The sequence below is a fragment of the Winogradskyella tangerina genome (assembly GCF_003260205.1).
Lineage (GTDB): Bacteria > Bacteroidota > Bacteroidia > Flavobacteriales > Flavobacteriaceae > Winogradskyella > Winogradskyella tangerina.
On the sequence record NZ_QERF01000005.1, the window covers coordinates 191313 to 211229 of the forward strand.

Below are 19917 nucleotides of genomic sequence, written 5' to 3' on the forward strand. Positions count from 1 at the left end.
TTTAAATTTGTTGAAAACAGAATTATGGAAGCAACAAAACCATTTCACCAAAAGCGATTCCTTGGTATCAAAATAGGGGAGTTAGGACTGTTTATAGCCTTCTATCTATTTTGGGCCTTTGCCTATCATTGTGCAATTACCTTTAACAGTAGATCTTGGATTGAAGGGGAAGTTAGTTTATTTGATCTCACAAGATTTTTCGATACTGTAGGTTTAGACTATATAATCAAAGCTATTCTGACCTATCCAATTTGGTGGTTACTTATAAAAAAATTAAAGCATTGGAAATACGCCAAGAAGATTTTACTACACTTAATTTTATTACCAGCATTCGTTCTTGTTTGGCAGCAAATCTATTATTTTGTTTGTGAATGGATTGGTTTTGGTCATTTATCTGGCCCTGCAAGTGCATGGGATATTTATATTCCGGCATTGTTTTATGCATTACAGTTCGGCATAATCCATTCATACAACTATTATATTGAAAATCAACAAAAGATTCGCCTAGAAGGTGAGTTAAGAACCGTAGCTTTGAAGAGTGAATTATCAGCCTTAAAAGCACAACTCAACCCACATTTTCTATATAATATATTTAATACAATAAGCGCATCTGTTCCTCCACAGAATGAAAAAACCAGACGTTTAATTGCTGAGCTATCAGATCTATTTAGATATCAATTAAAGGCGTCTCAGGTAGAAAAAGTACCACTTTATGAAGAGCTAGAATTTGTTAATAAATATCTCGACCTCGAGAAAGAACGTTTTCAAGAACGCCTTGAAGTAGAAGTCACTGTAGAACCTAATTTAATGAATGAAATGATTCCGCCGATGCTACTACAGCCTCTTGTAGAGAATTCTATTAAACACGGTTTATCTTCTCTAATTGAAGGTGGTAATATTTCAATCAATATTTTTAAGAAGAATGAAAAGTTACACTTCGAGATTTCTGACACAGGTGTTGGAATTAAAGATAAAGATGCTGTTTTTGAACAAGGTATAGGGTTAACAAATACAAAACTGCGGTTAGAGAAAATGTATCAGAGCACCTTAAATCTGTCGGATAATTTACCAAAAGGATTAAAAATATCATTTGCTATATGAGGAAAGTAATTATAGTAGATGACGAGGCTGCGGGCCGTCAGCTTATAAAGGAATATCTTCAGGATTATTCAGAATTAATATTACTCGGTGAAGCTAATAATGGAGTGGATGCTGTAAAAATCATCAACGAATTTAAGCCAGATCTGGTATTTCTAGATGTACAAATGCCTGGTATGACGGGCTTCGATGTTTTAACTCATCTCGAAGAACTACCACAAATTATTTTTTCAACAGCCTATGATCAATATGCCTTAAAAGCATTTGAAGTTCATGCCGTTGATTATCTTTTAAAACCATACACTAAAGATAGATTTAAAGTCGCCGTTGACCGTCTGAAACAAAATAGCGATCAAAATAAAGTGGCGCCACTTGCAGAAAGTCTTTTAATGGATACCCAAAAGTTTCCGGAACGTATTTTGGTGCAAAGTCAGAATAAATTGGTAACTGTGGCTTTGAAAGATGTTATTAGAATTGAAGCCTATGGCGATTATTCCAAACTTATCACAGAAAATAAAACTTACGTTAGTAATTATGGGATCTCAACCCTCGAAGAAAAATTGAATGGTGCAATTTTTATTAGAGTACATCGGTCATCAATAATTAACCTCAATGCGGTTAAAGAATTGAATAAATACACAAAAAGCTATGATGTTACCATGAAGAATGGTGATGTAGTTCGTGTAAGCCGAGGATATATGGATAATATTAAAAAGCTGATGTATTAAATTACCAGCTGTCTCTACTTTTGATATTTGCGTTGCACAGTCTTATGATTTCTGAAATTCGTTTTTCTCGAGTAGCTTGTCGTTTTGCACTGTTCAACCAAGATAAATAGCTCTTTCTATAGCCTTTTGAAAAATTCTGGTAGTTCTCAAATGCACGCTCATTTTTATCGAATGCCAATTGTAGGTCTTCAGGAATAATACCATTTTCAACATCATCCATTTCCGTCCATTTACCAGTTTCTTTGGCAAGATCGATCATATTATAACCAGACTCTTGAATTAATCCAGCAGCTTCGAGTTCTACAATATATTTCTTATTAAGAGCGCTCCAGGTACTTTTAGGATTCCGAGGCGAGAAGTATTGCCTGCGTTTGCCATTACCTAAGCTCTTTACAGTAGAATCTATCCAGCCAAAACATAAGGCCACTTTCACGGCTTCTTCCCAACGCATTGTTGGCATACCTGTGTCTAGTTTGTAAAAAATGAGGTAGACAGCTTTATGCTTATCATGATTTTGCAACAACCAGTCGTACCAATCGGTATCGCGTTCAAAATAGAGTTCTGGTAGTTCGTTCATACTTCGGTCTTTTATCTGTAAAATCGTAACTAGATTTTTTTTGAATAGATGTAATAATCTCTATCGACCTTAAATTCGGAACCTTCAAATGGCATACTTTTCCATTCTGAATTCGGAAAGATCCATTGTGATTTCCCATCAATTTCTACCTCAATTGGCATATCGAAATTTTCAACGATATCAACATACCTGAATTTCAGTTCTTTATTTTCAATTTTATATTCCAACATCGGAATGCGAATATCTCTTAAATACTGATTGAAGAAAGCCGAAAGATCCTTCTTGGTCTTTTCACTCAGATAATCTTCGATCTGTTTGCTTGTCACCGTTTGATGGTAAAAATCAGCGTTCAAACCTCTAAGAATTTGACGCCATAAATTATCGTCTTCCACAAGCTGACGCAAGGTGTGCAGTAAGTTAGCACCTTTGTAATACATATCGCTAGAACCTTCTTTATTAACATTGTAAGGTCCAATTAATGGTCGGTCATTTTGAATATTTGCTCGCGTCCCGATGACATAATCCGCAGAGGCTTCTTTGCCATAATAATAATCTAAAAACAGGTTTTCTGAGTAGGCGGTGAAGCCTTCATGAATCCACATATCTGCAACATCTTTGTTAGTGATATTATTGGCGAACCACTCGTGGCCCGCTTCGTGAATAATGATAAAATCGAATTTTAATCCCCATCCAGTTCGTGATAGATCTCTTCCTAAATAACCATTTTGATATTGATTACCGTAGGTTACAGAGCTTTGATGTTCCATACCTAAATAGGGCACTTCAACCAATTTGAAACTATCTTCATAAAATGGGTATGGGCCAAACCAATGCTCGAAAGCTTTCATCATTTTTGGCGCATCTTTAAATTGATTTTTGGCTTTATCTAGATTATAAGAAAGTACCCAATAGTCCATATCCAGATCTCCTTTTTCGCCTTTATAGACTTTAGAGAAATTAACGTAATCCCCGATATTTACGTTAACGCCGTAATTATTTATCGGATTTGAAACAAACCACTCATACATTTTGAAACCACCATATTCATATTCGTAGACCTCTCTCAATCTTCCATTTGCAACTGCGATTAGATCTTTTGGCACGTCGATAGCAATGCGCATACTATCCACTTCATCATACATATGGTCTTTGTTGGGCCACCATACACTGGCACCTAATCCTTGGCAAGAGGTAGCGACAAAGTGCTTCCCGTTATCGTCTTTTTTCCAAGAAAAACCACCATCCCATGGCGCACGAATTGCTTCTTTTGGTTTTCCAGAGTATTGAATATAAATCTCATTATAGGCTCCCGGAACTTGTTTCTTTTTAAGATTAACAAAATATGCAGGTCCAATTTTCGTGTAGTCTAGCTCTTCTTTATCCTGAGTAAATGCTGTAACTTCTAGAGGTGCTTGCAAATCAATTTGAATAACGTCGTGAGATTTCAACACCTTATATCGAATGATGTTATAGCCAGAGATATACTTTTTATCTGGTTGAACTTTGATATTTAGGTCATAATAATTTAGATCCCACCACTCGCGTTCGGGTGTAATACTGCCTCTTAAGGTGTCTAATTTTGTGAATTCAGTTTTATCTTGAAGTAATTGTGCATTTAAACTCACGCTTATGCATAAAAAAAGAAAAAGGAATTGACGCTTCATCATTTAGTTGATTTTAAGCTTTAAATATTTAATGAACATTATGCTACCAAGCACAAGATTTAGCCCTAGATACAAGGTCCCAAAAATCATAAGATTTTTGAAACTTTGGTCAACGACTTCAAATTCTGATAATTCTGAAATAAGTGCGAGTACCATAAACAATGAGAGGACAATCACTATGCTAGAAATAATCAGTCCGAGCGTTGCTTTTTTGCTCAGGATTTGATAAATCAGAATGCAAAGCAATCCGATAGCAAAAGGATTTAAGAGATTCGACGTTAAGGTCCAATAATAGATCACCGAACCAATTAATACGAGTTCAGGGACTATAGATCTGAAATTTGAAGCTTTCATTTACGATTATCTTTTAATTCTATTCGGAAAGACGACAACACTTTCGTGGCCATCTTCACCTACAGCTGCGACACCAAAAAGGAAATTATCAATAACAATACCAGTAAGTGTAAATTCATTGACATTTTCTACATACCTGCTATGATCCCAGGTAGGCGAGGTTGTATCTCTCCAATAGATTTTGTAACCTTTAGCACCTTCAACCTCAGACCATTCTAACTTTGCCGAAGCTTCAACAATTCCACCAATCGCCACTTCTTTAGGTGACGGCGGCGCAGAGGCCAGGCTTGCCATAGTAATTGCGTTTACTGCCGTCAGTTTTTTACAATACGGGAAATTGACATGTTCAAAAGTATCACCGTAATTAATGCCATTTTCTGTCCTAATGTCTTGATGTTGTTGGGTGTAATTTTCATGAGCCTCCATTATTCGGAGTCCCGCAAACCCAACATCATTGAAAGGTCTGTGATGTCCACCACGACCAAAACGATCTAATCGATAGATCATTACCGGATTCATTTCAGGCATATATGTTTTTGTAGTAGCGTAGACATAACGCGCTAACTGACGAGAGATTCCATCGATTTCACCTCCATAAAAACGTCGTGCTCTTGCCTGTCGTGCTAGTCTTTGAGGATCGGTTTCATCAGTTGTTATAGGTTCAGAAAAGATTCTGAATGTTCTGTTATCGATAACACCATCGACACCTTCAATATTACCAATCATATCGTTATTCAAAACTCCAATAATTTCCCAGTTGTTATCTTTCGCGTACTTTGCCATACCCTGACCACCGAACAAGCCTTGTTCTTCGCCCGAAAGCCCTAAGTAAACGATACTATTTTCAAACTTGTATTTTGATAGAACACGCGCTGCTTCCATAGCGCCCGCCATACCAGTGGCATTATCGTTAGCGCCCGGAGAATCTGAAGTATAATCTGTAGGATCTGACACTCTCGAATCAATATCTCCACTCATTATTATGAAGCGGTTAGGGTATTTCGTACCGCGTTGAATTGCTACGACGTTGACAATATTGACGTCTTTAACGATGCGCTGGTTAGTGCCTTTTTCAAAAAAGTTATTTTGAAAAAACACTTCAAGACAGTTATTGCAATCTTCAGATATTTTATCGAATTCTGACTTGATCCAACGACGTGCAGCGCCAATGCCTCGCGTTTCAGAGATGGTATCACTTAAGGTGTGCCTTGTTCCGAAATCTGCTAATTTTTTTACATCATTGCGGAGCCTTTCTTCTGAAATTTCATCTATAATGTCATAGATCTTAGGATCAGTCTGGGCATTGTTAATACAACAAATTGAAACAAATAATAGGGTAAAAATGAACTTCATATTAAATAGGGTTAGTGAAACTCTAAAGTTACGGTTTTAAGAGTTGTGATTTTTTAAAAAACTGTTAATACATAATTAGGAGATCTCTCAAGAAATACTTATTTCCTTAGAACGAGTGTCCCGAAAATATTAGCGTCTTTCCATCCGCGATCTTTATCAGCGCCTTCAACAAATATAGATCCAATAAAATTTTCACGATGTTCGCTGTTATCACTATCACAGTAGGCGAGGGCAAAGCCCACATTTTTATTTTGCCTTAGCTTTACGGGTTGATTAGCTACATCGTCTATATAAGTATCATCATATAATAGAATTTTCACTTCCCAAATAGTTGTATTTCCAGTGGTTTGCCTTGCTGAGCTTACATGAGAGTTATAGAGTTTACCTTCTTTAGTGTGATTGACATCAACGACATTACCTTCTAAATCGACATGGTAGGCAAAGGCATTATGATTGTACTGATGGCCACCACCGCTATTATCTTCATCAACAAAAATTTCTAAACAATCTTCATCCCACCAACTTTTTAGGGGGTCTTTATAAACATCCCTTAGTTTATCATCTGTAATTTCGGCCAGTAAGTATAGTGCTTCTTCGGTCCAAGCAAGTTTGTATTGACCTTTAAAATCCTCTTCACTAAATGCAGACCCAATCCATAATTGATCTATTGGATACCATTCAGAAGACGTCCAAATGGCTTCATTTGCAATACCATCGATAATTGGACTTTCACTAGTGTAAGGCACATTTAAAAGTTGTTTTATGGGTTTTTTATTTTCTTTCTTATGGTAATTAAATTTCATGGTTTCTACCTTACCATCTTCTTTGATATCGACATAAACGTTCATTTCATTAGCACTTACTTTTTCAAACGTCATACCTTCAAAAACCACTTTGTCTTCGGAAATATATTTTAATGGAAAATCTACAGTTTCATCCTTAGTTTCCCAGCCTTTAAGGTCTCCTCCAAAATGTTTAAGTTGTAATACAAGGCTATTCTCAATTTCGCGAATGATCTCAATTTCATAAAACTGAACCTTGCCATCCACAACCAATTTAAATGTTGCCATCATTGAGCCACCAGAAGGTTCGCTCCAAATTTCTTCTGTTGTACCTCCAAAGGCTTCACCGTGCCAAGTACCAGAAATCCATTTAATGTTATCGAGTTTAGGTTCAAGTCTAACAGTTTGCGCTATTATAGAAGAACAGAAAAGGACGAGAAGTATTGAAAGGTATTTCATTATAAGGTGCTTTTAATTTTTTATTCTAATGATTATCTTTCCCATTAGATACTATAAAGTTAAAAAATGAAAAGAAAACACCTACCAATGTTAGCCCTGTTGCTGTTTTTTATGGGCTGTTTAAGTCCAAATGAGTCAGATTCGGAGATCATTTCAAAAATTGACCCAGACGAATATTGGGGAGAAAACCCATGGCCTGGAATTCGAAAGAAAAGGATTAGTGAGTTGTTGCCAAATGCGTTGGAAGCGGCTAAAGTAGATTGTTGGTTAATAATTTGCAGAGAAAATAATAACGATCCGATTGCGGATCATATTGGTGGCGAAAATGCTGGTGGAACAGCAGCATTTTTATTTTATAATGATGAAGAAGGATTTCATTCTCTTGTATTTTCACCCTCAGGCGAGAGCACAGCCTTAGATGATCTCGATATCCATGATAAAGTAGTTTCGGTTGAACGCGGAATATCGGCCGTTGGAATGGCTGTAGACTTTATAAAAGAAAAAGATTTTGCAACGATTGCGGTAAATTCATCAACAAGTAATTCTATGGCAGACGGGTTAACGTATTCGCAGCGTATAGATTTGGAAAAACGTCTTGGAGCTTTATCAAGCCGTTTGGTATCATCAACAGAAGTCGTTTATGAATGGCTGTCAATTAAGTTACCTGAGGAAGTTGAAATTTTGAAGAAGGCCGCACAGCTTACGGCAGATTGGCAAATTGAAGCTTATAAAGAGGTCGTACCTGGTAAATCTACAGATGCAGATATTGCAAAGTTCTTAAAGCAAAAAATGGCTGAATATGGGGTAACTGACGGTTGGGCTCCAGATCAGAATCCAAATGTAAATTCTGGCGCAGATAGAGGTCATTCTCACGCTACAGATAAGGTCATCATGCCAGGAGATGTGATTCAAATTGATTTTGGAATTAAAGTTTACGATCGATGGGTAAGTGATATTCAACGTTTTGCCTATGTTCTTAAAAGTGGTGAAACTGAAGCTCCTAAGGATATTATGCATTATTGGGAAAGTGGTAAGGCAGGAAATAGGGCAGCATTAAAAGCCTTAAAACCAGGTGCCAGAGGTGTAGATGTAGATAAAGCTCAGCGCATATTAATGGAAAAAGCTGGTTCTGAATATGTGATGTGGAGTACGGGACATCCGGTAGGATATGTTGCACATGATGTAGGACCGAATCTAGGTGGTTCGCAAGCTTCTCATGTTAGGCCAGCATCTCAAAAGGAGATTAAAGAAGGCATGACCTTTGCTTTTGATGGTTTCCACGCCTGGACTCTAGAGAATGGCGGTACAAAAACAATTTCAGTTGAGGAGATGGCTGTTGTTAAAAAGGACGGTGCTGAATATTTAATTGCTCCTCAAGAAGACTTGATTTTGATTTCCTCAGAGTAATCAAGATAATTAATTTTTTTTGCTTAGACTTAGGTGGAATAGTTTCACTATACCAGTTTTAATGAAGTTCAGATATAGGCCTTTCTAATTGGTTGCCGATTTCAAAAATTCTAACATTATTGAATAAAAGTAACTTTAGAAATTAGACCATCAGTCACCTCATAAATGGCAATTGCGTAATAGATTTGTCCATTGATGGTTACTTTTTCCTTGTCTATAACTTTATTACCTAAAACAATTCTATTCATAATTTCTGCATTGAGATCTGGGACAGAATTAAACATGGTTTCGTAACGTTTTTTCAATTGATCGTTACCATCAGTAGTTAAATTATCTGGTAATAAATAAAGCTTCACGTCTTTAGAATAGGTTTTGGCAAACTCGTCAATATCTCTTTTGTTATAAGCTTCTAGCTGTTTATTTACAATGGTTTCAGGATTAGAAGTTGCTTTCTTGTTCCTAATAAATGTCATTGAGTTGATATCTTCTTTATCTACATCATAAATTGTAGCTTGTCTGATGGTCATGTCGTTTAAGGTGACCAATTCTTCATCAATGACCTTGTTTTTTAAAACCATTCTGTTCAATACCTTCACATTAGACTTTTTGTTATTCTTGAAAAATTGCCTGTAGTTGTCCCTAAGCGTATTTCGACCAGAATACATATAATCTTTAGGAAATCGATTGACAAGAACATTATCATCAAAGGCATTTGCAAAGTCACTTAGGTGTCTATTATTAAACGGTTCTATATGTCTCTGAACAACAGCGGCGGCTTCTTCAGCAGTCAGAATAGTTTCAGTATCTGGAGTATTAGACGCCGTATCTGTGTCATTAGTATTTGGTGCAGTCTCAGAAGTGCCAATTTCGGCTGCGATTAAAAGTTTTGTGCCTTCAGGATTAATTGTGAGTCTTGAAATATCTTTAATCCCATAGGACGAAAGATCGGCAACACGTTTCCAGTTGTTATCCTTTTTTAGTGTGAGTTTATAAAGAATTCCATCTTTTCCAGAAAGTAAAGTTTTGCCATTTAACCAGCAAATATCTTCAACACCTTCCATGGTATTTGCAATGAGCCTCGTTATTCCATTTGAAGGATTAAGCGAGCGGATCTGCCAGCGTTCGTCACTTTCTTTGTAGATGAAGCTTACTAAATTTGAATTAGGGATTTTATGAAATGAACGCCCAACGGTGGTGGCATACCTATTACTTTTGCCACTAGTAATATCGGTAACATAAAGATTTAATTGTTCATCTTCAATTACTGCAGAAACTGTGGTGTTATCATCGTACCAAGTATAATAAGCGACTACCAAGTCTTTTATAAGTTCTGTGGATTCACCATTACTTAAGTTATAGGTGTACAATCTTTGCTTTCCGTCACTATCTAATCTAACGGCAGAAACAGCATTTTTGTTTGGAATTTTTAAAGGTGTGTATTCGCCACCTGGCGTGTAATTGATATAGTTTTTTGATTTATAATTAATATGATATTGAGCTATATCGGTTTGTCCTTTTCTAGTAGAAGCATAGAGGATGTAATCATTATTCATAAATGAAGGTTGATTGTCGTAACCTTCGTTGTTCGATATATTTTTTCCGTTGGAAACTTCAATGCGAGAATTCTTCGTTTCTAGGTCAAAAAGAAAGATTTCTATATTGGATTGCGCATTTGACAGATAAGAAAATAGGAGGGGAAGTAGGACTAATTGATAATATTTCATGATATAGCAAGATTGATGCATTAAATATAATGATAATCTTGTTTTGAGGCTACTAGAACCATCATATTTCACTTAAAAAGTAAGAAAAACCTTCAATAAAATGCATTTCAACGAATAAATTAGGCTTTTTATCGTTATTTTTTATACATTTATCGATATGAATAGTTTAGGATTGTTCGTTGATCTGTTAGATCTTTTGTAAAATAATACTGCGACAGGGAGAATAATTCTGAGTAATTTTTTTGATCTTCATATTTTAGTTAGTTAGTGAAAAGTCTCGAGATAGTCTATCTTGAGACTTTTTGTTTGTATTTATTTCAACTAAAAAAAGCCAATTCAAATTAATGAATTGGCCTTTTCGTTCTAACTTAAACTAAATTAAAAACAGTATTCATTTTCTTCAGATAACTTATCCGCTATTTGCGTACGTAGTGCCACTACGTTTGGCATATTCGTATACTTTGTAAAACGCTTTAAGCCCATTAGCATCATGCGTTGCTCATCACCTTCAGCGAAACTGATAATACCTTCTTTTGCATTTTTAGTGATAATATCTAAAGCATTGTATAAGTATAATTTAGCCATAGCAATTTGATGCGATTGTGCTTCCTCACCAAAACGCTTTGCATTTTTTTCAGTTCTTAAGATGGTAGACTCTGCCATATAGATCTCAATTAAGATATTAGAGGCAGCCATCAATAGTTGTTGATGCTGTTCTAGGTCTGGCCCGAATTTCTGTACTGCTGAACCAGCGACCATTAAGAAGACTTTTTTAAGTTTTTTGATAATGGCTTTTTCTTCAGAAAATAATTCTGAATAATCAGGTGTATCGAAGGATGGAATACCCATTAACTCGTCTGCTACTGCCATAGCTGGACCTAATAAATCCACATGACCTTTCATGGCTTTCTTTACAAGCATACCCACAGCTAACATTCTATTGATTTCGTTGGTTCCTTCATATATACGTGAAATACGCGCATCTCTCCATGCAGCTTCCATAGGTGTATCGGCAGAGAAGCCCATACCACCAAAAATCTGGATACCTTCATCAGAACAATTCTGAATATCTTCAGAAACCGCTACTTTCAAAATTGAACATTCAATAGCATATTCTTCAACACCTTTCAACTCAGCTTCTTGATGTGTGTTTCCTGAAGCCTGTCTGATCGCAATACGATCCTCAATATCTTTCGCAGCTCTATAACAAGCAGATTCGCCAGCATAAGCACTAGTTGCCATTTCAGCAAGCTTAGATTTAATAGCACCAAATTTTACAATAGGTGTTTTAAACTGAACACGCTCATTAGCATATTTTACAGCCTCAGTAATAACACGACGCTGTGCATCTAAACAAGCTGCTGCTAGTTTAATTCGTCCTACATTTAGTGCGTTCATGGCAATTTTAAATCCTCCGCCACGTTCAGATAACATATTTTCAACAGGAACTTTTGTTTCATTAAAAAATACCTGACGCGTAGACGATGAGTGAATACCAAGTTTGTGTTCTTCTTCACCTAAAGTAATTCCATTCGGGTTGTCTTTATCAAATTCTACAATGAAACCTGTTATGTTTTTATCGTCTTCAATACGAGCGAACACGATAAACGTTTCAGCAAAACCAGCATTTGAGATCCACATTTTTTGTCCAGATATCAAATAGTGTTTACCGTCATCAGATAATACTGCTTTGGTTTTACCGGAGTTAGCATCCGATCCGGCACCTGGCTCAGTTAAACAGTAAGCACCAAACTTTTCTCCTGTTGCTAATGCAGGTACATATTTTTTCTTTTGTTCTTCCGTGCCATAAAGTGTAATTGGCATAGTACCAATTCCTGTATGTGCGCCGAACGCTGTAGCTATAGAACCTGTAGCACCAGATATGTAGTCACAAACCAGCATTGTTGAAACAAAGCCCATTTCGAGACCATCATATTCAGCTGGAACAGCGATACCTAATAACCCCAGTTCACCAGCCTTACGCATCACTTCTTCAGTAAGTGCATAATCTTTCTTTTCAAAACGTTCCTTATTTGGCCAAATTTCACGGTCAACAAATTCCTTTACCGTTTCTAACATCATTTTTTGTTCTTCGGTAAAATCTTCTGGAGTGAATACATCTTCACAATTGGTATCCTTCACAAGGAATTGTCCTCCTCTTAATATGTCTTTTTCTACAGTCTCCATTTTTTATATTTTATATGATTCTTTTTAGTTTAAAAATTCGAAAATTCCAGCGGCACCTTGACCAGTACCAACGCACATTGTCACCATGCCATATTTATTTTTCATGTCTCGCTTACGCATCTCGTCAAATAATTGCACTGAAAGTTTAGCGCCTGTACAACCAAGTGGGTGACCAAGAGCAATGGCCCCACCATTAACATTAACGATGTCTTGATTTAGGTCTAATTCTCTCATCACAGCGAGTGATTGAGAGGCAAATGCTTCATTTAACTCAATGAGTTCGATGTCATTTTGTGAAAGACCAGCTTGTTTTAAAGCCTTTGGAATTGCTGCAACCGGTCCAATACCCATGATTCTCGGTGGTACACCAGCTGCGGCATAGCTTACTAATCTTGCAACAGGTTCAAGATTAAGTTCTTTTACCATGTCTTCGCTCATTACAAGTACAAAAGCAGCACCGTCACTTGTTTGTGATGAGTTACCTGCTGTAACCGATCCGCCTTGCGCAAATACTGGTCTTAATTTGGCGAGTGCTTCAATACTTGTTCCTTTTCTTGGGCCTTCATCTTTATTCACAGTGAATTTTCTATTCGCCTTTTTACCGTTAGCATCCACATAGGTCTCTTCAACTTCAATTGGTACAATCTGATCTTGGAAACGATCTTCTGCTAATGCTTTTAGGGCTTTCATGTGAGAGTTGTATGCAAACTCATCTTGATCTGCTCTCGATACATTGTATTTGTCCGCAACAGCTTCGGCTGTATTTCCCATTCCCCAGTAATAATCCTCATGCCCAGAGTTTACGATGTCGTAGTTTAGTTCTGGTTTAAAACCTGTCATCGGAACAGAACTCATACTTTCTGACCCGCCTGCAATAATACAATCTGCCATTCCAGCCTGGATTTTGGCCACGGCCATAGCAATTGTTTCTAAACCTGATGAACAAAAGCGATTTACTGTAACCCCAGGAACATCAACGGTATTTAAACCAATTAATGAAATGATTCGGGCCATGTTTAGACCTTGAGAGCCTTCAGGCATGGCATTACCAACAATAACATCATCAATACGAGACACATCAAAATCTGGTAATTTACCCATCATATATTGAATTGTTTCAGCAGCCAATTCATCAGCTCTTTTAAATCTGAAACCGCCTTTTTTAGACTTTCCTACAGCAGTTCTGTATCCTTTAACTATATATACTTGTTTCATTTTTTTAATTCCTTAATGGTTTACCTGTTTTTAACATGTGCTGAATGCGTTCAAGAGTTTTACGCTCTGTACATAACGATAAGAACGCTTCACGCTCTAAATCCAAGAGGTATTGTTCTGACACTAAAGTTGGTTCAGATAAATCTCCTCCAGCCATTACATAGGCTAACTTATTTGCGATTTTCTGATCGTGTTCACTGATGTAGTGACTCGCTTCCATGGCATCTGTTCCTACTAAGAACATACCTAAAGCTTGTTTTCCAAGCACTTTTACATCCTTTCGTTTAACCGGATGAGTATAGCCTGCATCGGCCATTAATTTAGCATGTGCCTTTGCAGTAGCGATCTGGCGATCTTTATTGACTACAACTATATCTTTTCCTTTTTGAAGTACGCCTAGGTCGTAAGCCTCATAGGCCGAAGTTGCCACTTTTGCCATACCAATGGTTAAGAAATATTCTTGAAGTACGTTTAATTCAACATCACCTTTATTGAAGGTATCTGAAGCTCTTAGCGCCATTTCTTTAGAACCGCCGCCACCTGGAATTACACCAACACCAAATTCTACTAATCCGATGTAAGTTTCTGCTGCAGCGACTACTTTGTCAGCGTGTAATGATAATTCACAACCACCACCAAGTGTCATGCCATGTGGTGCAGCTACCGTTGGAATTGCCGAGTAGCGCATACGCATCATAGTGTCTTGGAAATATTTGATGGCCATATTGAGTTCATCATATTCTTGCTCAACAGCCATCATAAAGATCATACCAATATTGGCTCCAACAGAAAAGTTAGCGCCTTGATTACCGATAACGAGACCTTCAAAGTCTTTTTCAGCAAGGTCAACAGCTTTGTTCAATCCGGCTAAAACATCACCACCGATAGTGTTCATTTTAGATTGGAATTCGCAATTAAGAATACCATCACCTAAGTCTTCAATAACAACACCAGAATTTTTAAATACTTCGTTAGACTTTCTAATGTTATCTAGTATGATAAAGCTATCCTGACCAGGAATTTTCTCTTGTGATTTTTTAGGGATATCATAAGCGAATGTCGCACCATCTTTAACGGTGTAGAAAGAAGTGTTTCCCGAAGCTAACATTTCAGTGACCCATGCATTTGGTTCTAAACCTTCGGCTTTCATCATTTCTATTCCAGCTTCAACGCCAATAGCATCCCAAATTTGAAATGGTCCGTGTTCCCATCCAAATCCCGCTTTCATAGCATCATCGATCTTGTAAAGATCATCTGTAATTTCAGGAATACGGTTGGAGACATAAGCAAATAAGGCAGCAAAACTTTTGCGATAGAATTCGCCGGCTTTGTCTTTTCCTTTCACCAAAACGTTAAAGCGATCAACAACCTTATCGATAGTCTTTGTTAACTCTAGCGTTGCAAATTTTGCACGTTGCTTAGTTCTATAATCTAGGGTGTTTAGGTCTAAAGAAAGAATCTCTTTTTTGCCTTCCGCAGAGACATGCTTCTTGTAAAATCCTTGTCCGGTTTTACTTCCTAACCATTTATTTTCCATCATAGTATTGATGAAATCTGGCAGTTGGAATAATTCATGTCGCTCGTCATTCGGACAATTTTCTCTAATACCATTAGCCACATGAACGAGTGTATCTAAACCAACAACGTCTACTGTTCTAAAGGTTGCTGATTTTGGGCGACCGATCACAGGACCAGATAATTTATCTATTTCCTCTATGGTTAGATCTAGATCTTTAACGGTATGAAAAAGGCTCATTATGCTAAAAATTCCGATACGATTACCAATAAAGGCTGGCGTATCTTTTGCAACCACTGAAGTTTTTCCTAAGAATTGTTCGCCATAACCGTTTAAGAATTCTAGAACTGCAGCATCTGTTTTTGGTCCAGGAATGATTTCAAAAAGTTTTAAATAACGCGCAGGGTTGAAGAAATGTGTTCCGCAGAAATGCTTTTGAAAATCTTCACTTCGCCCTTCGCTCATAAACTTTATAGGGATACCTGAAGTATTCGACGTTATTAAAGTTCCTGGGGTTCTATATTTTTCAAGTTTTTCAAAAACTTGCTGTTTAATATCTAGGCGTTCAACGACCACTTCCATAATCCAATCAACATCCGCAACTTTAGCGATATCGTCTTCTAGATTTCCAGTAGTGATTCGATTTTTAAACGATGGGTGATAAAGTGGGGCAGGTTTAGATTTGATAGATGTAGTTAAGGCATCATTGACTAATCGATTACGTACAATTTTGTCTTCTAATGTTAATCCCTTGGCTTTTTCTCTGTCATTAAGTTCACGCGGAACAATGTCTAACAAAAGCACATCTACACCAATATTGGCAAAGTGGCAGGCGATTCCGCTTCCCATAATACCAGAGCCAATAATGGCAATTTTTTTGATTCTTCGTTTACTCATTATTTTATACTATGTTCTTTTTGATTGTATATTTTTTTGTTTGAAATCATATTATTGATGAGTTCAGCAACTTCGTAGAAATGTTCAATTTTATCAGCAGAAATATTCGAACGTATGGCGTTATCAAAGGTTAATACGCGGTCCTTAGAATATTCTCTTTTTTCTCTTCCAAAATCTGTGAGGTGAATTAGTACACCACGTCCATCTTCAGGATTAGGTTTGCGCTCAATAAGACCTTTCTCTTCCATCGTTTTGAGTGTACGCGAAAGACTTGTCGCTTCCATACCCATTTTTGGACCTAATGAGGTTGAGGGTGTTCCTTTTTCTGGGTCAATACTTAGTAATGCAAAACCAGTAGCCATCGTTGTATCGAACTTTGAGGCTTCCTCGTTATACATCTTATTTACTGCTAACCAAGTGGTTCTCAGTACATAATCTATTGTTTTGTCCTTCATTAAAATTTAGTTTGGTTTCCAAAGATAATAAAAAATACTATGCATGCATAATAAATTTATGTAAATTGTTGAATAAAAAAAGCGTTCCGGATGAGAAACGCTTTATAACTATTAGGTGTATTGAGAGGTGCTTAGAATTTACTAAAGATCAACAATTTCCTTTCGTGATTTAACGTTCAGCTTATTGTAGATTGAACTCACATGAGACTTGACGGTGCTTACACCAATATTGAATTCTTCTGAGATTTCCTTGTTAGATTTACCTTCCACCAAAAGTGAATAGATCCGCCTTTCCTGAATGCTTAACGCATCAATAGATCTTTTATCAGAAGTTTTTTTTTCTGAATTTCTTTTACCAATGAAATAACCTAGTAGATAGGCTGCCCCAACACCTAGAGCCATTAATAACCTGTAGTCGATGGCACTCTTCCTCTCAGGTATTTTCGCCCTGAACTTTTCAAAATACGCTGACGATTCAGTTTTCCATTTATCGGAATAATTCTGATAAAATTCTAGATTATTCTTAAGATCGCTTTCATATTTACTGCGTTGCAAAGTATACAAGGATACTAAGGCATAAGAACAGGTATCAGCAATATGCCTTAGTTGTTCGTTAAAGGCATTGGTTACAAATTCGCTTTTAATTCGAGGCGCGCTGAAATTAGTACTGTCCATGAGTTTAACAATATCATCAACTTTGTCTAGAATTTTATTTTTCTCATCCTCATGAAAAGTCACATTACTAAAGATGCGACTTTGGTTTTCAATTTTGATATAAGACTTGTTATTCGCAACAAGGAAAAAGTGATTTTCGGCGTTACCACCAATTATTATTGAAACCTTAGATGTTCCCCGTTTTGAAATATGAATACGATAAAGGCTATTTTCTTTTGGAAGAAAATCGATATTGAACTTAAAGTACCCTGAAGCATCAACCTCAGATTCTGCAATAATCATACTGTTAGACATTGTGTACATTTTGCTAAAATCTGAGATATATGACAGGTATAGTTTTGGTTCCCAAATGCTGTCAAGAGTTAAATGACCTTCAATAAGATGCTTGTCCGTTTTGTTCTGAGCAGTTATTGTAGCGCAACTCAAAAATGCTGGTAAGAGTATTAATATTTTTAAGATTCTATAAAATTGCAAAGGTTGGTTATTTTGATTAGTACAAGACTTGGCGCGATTGGATATTTACTCTACCAGTCGCATCTTTTGGAATAAACTTTATTTGCCAATTCCCTAAACTAGGATCATTAATGATTTTATTAATGTGACCTGTTACACCTTCAGTGAGTTCACTGAATAGACTGCCATCTCCTTCAGATTCCATACCTTCAATTGTAAATTCGCCTTGTTTTTCATTTTCGGGGTTGTAAATTTCTATCGTAACGGTACCTTTTCGTACGGCACATGCAATCTCTAATTTTAAGGTTGATGTTTTTTCAGAAATTTTAATATCTACTGATTGTATTTTGGAAGATTCTTTAAATCCAAGATTTCGTGTAATCTTAAAATCAGTGCTTTGAGCAAATGCAGTTGAACTAAAAACTACAAATAATAGCGGTAGAAAAATTAATAAACGTTTCATAATATTTTTATTTAAAGTTAATACTACAAAACTATTTCTAAAGGTAGAGCAATAGAAATTTTTACAGTCTGAAAAAAGTATTAATTAAGTTTTAAAAACGTGCTAAACCCTTTAATTTTCTACGGTCTGTAGATTTTTTCGTAGAGTGCATCGTATTTTTTTCTGATAACACTTCGCTTCATTTTCATGGTAGGAGTCAGATGCCCATCGTCGATCGTCCATGCTTCAGGAGTTAACTCAAAGCGTTTTATCTGTTCCCATTTTCCGAAGTTTTTATTGTATTTGTCTACTTCTTTCTGAATGCGATTAATCACCGTTTCTGAAGATGCAATTTCTTCTTCGGAAGTTCCGATATTGTGTTCCTTGTGTTCGATCCAATCACGGATAAATTCAAAATTTGGTTGAATAATGGCGCCAGGCATTTTTTCGCCTTCGCCGACAACCATAACTTGCTCAATGAATAAGGATTGCTTCAGGTCGTTTTCTAGTAGCGTAGGAATGATGTATTTACCACCAGAGGTTTTAAACATTTCCTTTTTTCGCCCGGTGATTTTCAAAAATCCATCGTCATCTATAATGCCTTTATCTCCGGTATGAAAGTATTCACCAGTCATTACGCTATCTGTTTTTTCAGGATCTTTATAATAGCCCATCATTACGTTTGGTCCTTTAATTAAGATCTCACCATCTTCGGCTATTTTCACCTCTACGTTATCTATAGGTTTCCCTACGGTGCCGACTTTGAAATGATTATCGCTATACATTCCAACAGAGACCACTGGCGACGTTTCCGTAAGACCATAGCCCTCCATGACTTGCATTTGTCCTGCAGAAAACACACGAGATAATCTAGGTTGAAGTGCCGCACTTCCTGAAACCATTGTTCTTAATTCACCGCCAAGTGCTTCTCGCCATTTGCTAAAAATTAGTTTATTAGCAATGCTTAGTTTGAATTCGTACCAAGAACCGTTGGCTCGGTATGGTTCCCATTTCTCACCAAGCTCTACTGCCCAATAGAAAAGTTTTTGTTTTATGCCGGAGAGTTCATCAGCTTTCAACATAATTTTATCGAAGACCTTTTCTAATAGTCGCGGTACCACACTCATAAGATGTGGTTTTATTTCTTTGGCATTATCTCCAATTTTGTCTAAGCCTTCAGCGAAGTAGATACTTGTTCCGGCGTATTGATAGATATAGATAAGTACACGTTCAAAAATGTGGCAAATGGGTAGGAAACTCAAGATTCTAGTTTCACCATCAATAGGAGGTAAGCGCTTTGACGCATCTAAGGCGTTACTTGTAATATTCCAATGTGAAAGCATTACACCTTTGGGTTTTCCTGTGGTCCCCGATGTATAAATAATGGTTGCTAAGTCTTCAGGCTTTACGGCTTCTTTTCTTGCTTCAACTTCATTTTGATTGCTATCGTCTGCACCTAATTCGAAAAGTTCAGAGTAATGTTTGCAGCCTTCAATATGGTCGAATGAATATACATCTCTTAGTTGCGTATTGTCTTGAACCTTTCTAACTTTTTCTAAGACTTCTTCATCTGAAACAAAACAATAGATAGACTCACTATGATTTAAGACATATTGATAATCTTCAGCAGAAATTGTTGGATAAATAGGAATATTGATAGCACCAACCTGAAGCACACCAATATCCATGATATTCCATTCGGTTCTATTTGTTGAGGATATTACAGCAATTTTATCTCCTGATTGTACACCAAGTTTTATCAAAGCACGGCTAACCGCATTGGCTTTGTTAATATACTCTTGGGTAGACATTGGTGACCATTCACCATTGTATTTTGTAACCAAAGCCTTGGCATTTGGTTTATGTTTTAATTGATAGTAAGGAAAATCAAAGAGGCGCGTAACGTCTGTCATAATTTATAAATCTGTAAA

General features: G+C 36.6%; 16 protein-coding genes. 3 read left to right on the forward strand and 13 right to left on the reverse strand.

The features are described 5' to 3' along the window. Window positions 1-24 precede the first annotated feature (24 nt). Entirely contained in the window at window positions 25-1101 is a 1077-nt protein-coding gene (locus DDY94_RS09675; RefSeq protein WP_111683904.1) for a sensor histidine kinase, read from the forward strand. Continuing rightward, on the forward strand, window positions 1098-1826 hold the full coding sequence (locus tag DDY94_RS09680) for a LytR/AlgR family response regulator transcription factor (RefSeq protein ID WP_111683905.1): 729 nt from the start codon (window positions 1098-1100) through the stop codon (window positions 1824-1826). Before DDY94_RS09675 ends, DDY94_RS09680 begins: the two co-directional genes overlap by 4 nt. Before the next feature lies 1 nt (window position 1827). On the opposite strand, the gene DDY94_RS09685 is transcribed toward DDY94_RS09680, so the two are convergent. The 5 genes from DDY94_RS09685 to DDY94_RS16230 form a co-directional block, all read right to left on the reverse strand. Then, complete coding sequence (locus DDY94_RS09685) at window positions 1828-2403, reverse strand: YdeI/OmpD-associated family protein (protein ID WP_111683906.1); 576 nt, start codon at window positions 2401-2403, stop codon at window positions 1828-1830. A gap of 29 nt (window positions 2404-2432) precedes the next feature. Then, a complete protein-coding gene (locus DDY94_RS09690) occupies window positions 2433-4067 on the reverse strand; it encodes a M1 family metallopeptidase (protein ID WP_111684021.1) in 1635 nt (544 codons plus the stop codon). Window positions 4068-4070: 3 nt separating this feature from the next. Then, a complete protein-coding gene (locus DDY94_RS09695; protein ID WP_111683907.1) occupies window positions 4071-4421 on the reverse strand; it encodes a hypothetical protein in 351 nt (116 codons plus the stop codon). 6 nt (window positions 4422-4427) lie between these two features. Next, window positions 4428-5774: a M28 family peptidase gene (locus tag DDY94_RS09700; RefSeq protein WP_111683908.1), complete on the reverse strand. Its 1347-nt coding sequence runs from the start codon at window positions 5772-5774 to the stop codon at window positions 4428-4430. Window positions 5775-5872: 98 nt separating this feature from the next. Further along, complete coding sequence (locus DDY94_RS16230; RefSeq protein WP_198658939.1) at window positions 5873-7015, reverse strand: DUF6265 family protein; 1143 nt, start codon at window positions 7013-7015, stop codon at window positions 5873-5875. Window positions 7016-7081: 66 nt separating this feature from the next. Between DDY94_RS16230 and DDY94_RS09710 the strand changes: the two genes are divergently transcribed. Further along, window positions 7082-8422 carry a M24 family metallopeptidase gene (locus DDY94_RS09710; protein WP_111683909.1) on the forward strand — a complete coding sequence of 447 codons (1341 nt, stop codon included), beginning with the start codon at window positions 7082-7084 and terminating at the stop codon, window positions 8420-8422. 116 nt (window positions 8423-8538) lie between these two features. Here the strand turns inward: DDY94_RS09710 and DDY94_RS09715 are convergent, their stop codons facing one another. The 8 genes from DDY94_RS09715 to DDY94_RS09750 all read right to left on the reverse strand — a co-directional run bounded on the left by DDY94_RS09715 (window position 8539) and on the right by DDY94_RS09750 (window position 19899). Then, window positions 8539-10146 carry a nuclear transport factor 2 family protein gene (locus DDY94_RS09715; protein WP_157957288.1) on the reverse strand — a complete coding sequence of 536 codons (1608 nt, stop codon included), beginning with the start codon at window positions 10144-10146 and terminating at the stop codon, window positions 8539-8541. A gap of 378 nt (window positions 10147-10524) precedes the next feature. Next, the gene (locus DDY94_RS09720) at window positions 10525-12333 is read right to left on the reverse strand and encodes an acyl-CoA dehydrogenase family protein (RefSeq protein WP_111683911.1); all 1809 of its coding nucleotides are present in this window, start codon (window positions 12331-12333) and stop codon (window positions 10525-10527) included. A gap of 24 nt (window positions 12334-12357) precedes the next feature. Beyond that, entirely contained in the window at window positions 12358-13548 is a 1191-nt protein-coding gene (locus DDY94_RS09725) for an acetyl-CoA C-acyltransferase (protein ID WP_111683912.1), read from the reverse strand. A gap of 4 nt (window positions 13549-13552) precedes the next feature. Further along, a complete protein-coding gene (locus DDY94_RS09730) occupies window positions 13553-15961 on the reverse strand; it encodes a 3-hydroxyacyl-CoA dehydrogenase/enoyl-CoA hydratase family protein (protein ID WP_111683913.1) in 2409 nt (802 codons plus the stop codon). Further along, window positions 15961-16416 carry a MarR family winged helix-turn-helix transcriptional regulator gene (locus tag DDY94_RS09735; RefSeq protein ID WP_111683914.1) on the reverse strand — a complete coding sequence of 152 codons (456 nt, stop codon included), beginning with the start codon at window positions 16414-16416 and terminating at the stop codon, window positions 15961-15963. The genes DDY94_RS09730 and DDY94_RS09735 overlap by 1 nt, the downstream gene beginning before the upstream one ends. A gap of 141 nt (window positions 16417-16557) precedes the next feature. Then, a complete protein-coding gene (locus DDY94_RS09740) occupies window positions 16558-17565 on the reverse strand; it encodes a response regulator transcription factor (RefSeq protein ID WP_157957289.1) in 1008 nt (335 codons plus the stop codon). A 16-nt stretch (window positions 17566-17581) separates the two neighbouring features. Continuing rightward, window positions 17582-18007, reverse strand: coding sequence for a hypothetical protein (locus DDY94_RS09745; protein WP_111683916.1), 426 nt, complete (start codon window positions 18005-18007; stop codon window positions 17582-17584). Between the two features lie 119 nt (window positions 18008-18126). Continuing rightward, complete coding sequence (locus DDY94_RS09750) at window positions 18127-19899, reverse strand: AMP-dependent synthetase/ligase (RefSeq protein ID WP_111683917.1); 1773 nt, start codon at window positions 19897-19899, stop codon at window positions 18127-18129. Window positions 19900-19917 lie beyond the last annotated feature (18 nt).

Bases quoted from the DNA above. Each gene is read 5' to 3' on its own strand.
- DDY94_RS09675 (WP_111683904.1), top strand. From the start codon at position 25: ATGGAAGCAACAAAACCATTTCACCAAAAGCGATTCCTTGGTATCAAA.
- DDY94_RS09680 (WP_111683905.1), top strand. From the start codon at position 1,098: ATGAGGAAAGTAATTATAGTAGATGACGAGGCTGCGGGCCGTCAGCTT.
- DDY94_RS09685 (WP_111683906.1), bottom strand. From the start codon at position 2,403: ATGAACGAACTACCAGAACTCTATTTTGAACGCGATACCGATTGGTAC.
- DDY94_RS09690 (WP_111684021.1), bottom strand. From the start codon at position 4,067: ATGAAGCGTCAATTCCTTTTTCTTTTTTTATGCATAAGCGTGAGTTTA.
- DDY94_RS09695 (WP_111683907.1), bottom strand. From the start codon at position 4,421: ATGAAAGCTTCAAATTTCAGATCTATAGTCCCTGAACTCGTATTAATT.
- DDY94_RS09700 (WP_111683908.1), bottom strand. From the start codon at position 5,774: ATGAAGTTCATTTTTACCCTATTATTTGTTTCAATTTGTTGTATTAAC.
- DDY94_RS16230 (WP_198658939.1), bottom strand. From the start codon at position 7,015: ATGAAATACCTTTCAATACTTCTCGTCCTTTTCTGTTCTTCTATAATA.
- DDY94_RS09710 (WP_111683909.1), top strand. From the start codon at position 7,082: ATGAAAAGAAAACACCTACCAATGTTAGCCCTGTTGCTGTTTTTTATG.
- DDY94_RS09715 (WP_157957288.1), bottom strand. From the start codon at position 10,146: ATGAAATATTATCAATTAGTCCTACTTCCCCTCCTATTTTCTTATCTG.
- DDY94_RS09720 (WP_111683911.1), bottom strand. From the start codon at position 12,333: ATGGAGACTGTAGAAAAAGACATATTAAGAGGAGGACAATTCCTTGTG.
- DDY94_RS09725 (WP_111683912.1), bottom strand. From the start codon at position 13,548: ATGAAACAAGTATATATAGTTAAAGGATACAGAACTGCTGTAGGAAAG.
- DDY94_RS09730 (WP_111683913.1), bottom strand. From the start codon at position 15,961: ATGAGTAAACGAAGAATCAAAAAAATTGCCATTATTGGCTCTGGTATT.
- DDY94_RS09735 (WP_111683914.1), bottom strand. From the start codon at position 16,416: ATGAAGGACAAAACAATAGATTATGTACTGAGAACCACTTGGTTAGCA.
- DDY94_RS09745 (WP_111683916.1), bottom strand. From the start codon at position 18,007: ATGAAACGTTTATTAATTTTTCTACCGCTATTATTTGTAGTTTTTAGT.
- DDY94_RS09750 (WP_111683917.1), bottom strand. From the start codon at position 19,899: ATGACAGACGTTACGCGCCTCTTTGATTTTCCTTACTATCAATTAAAA.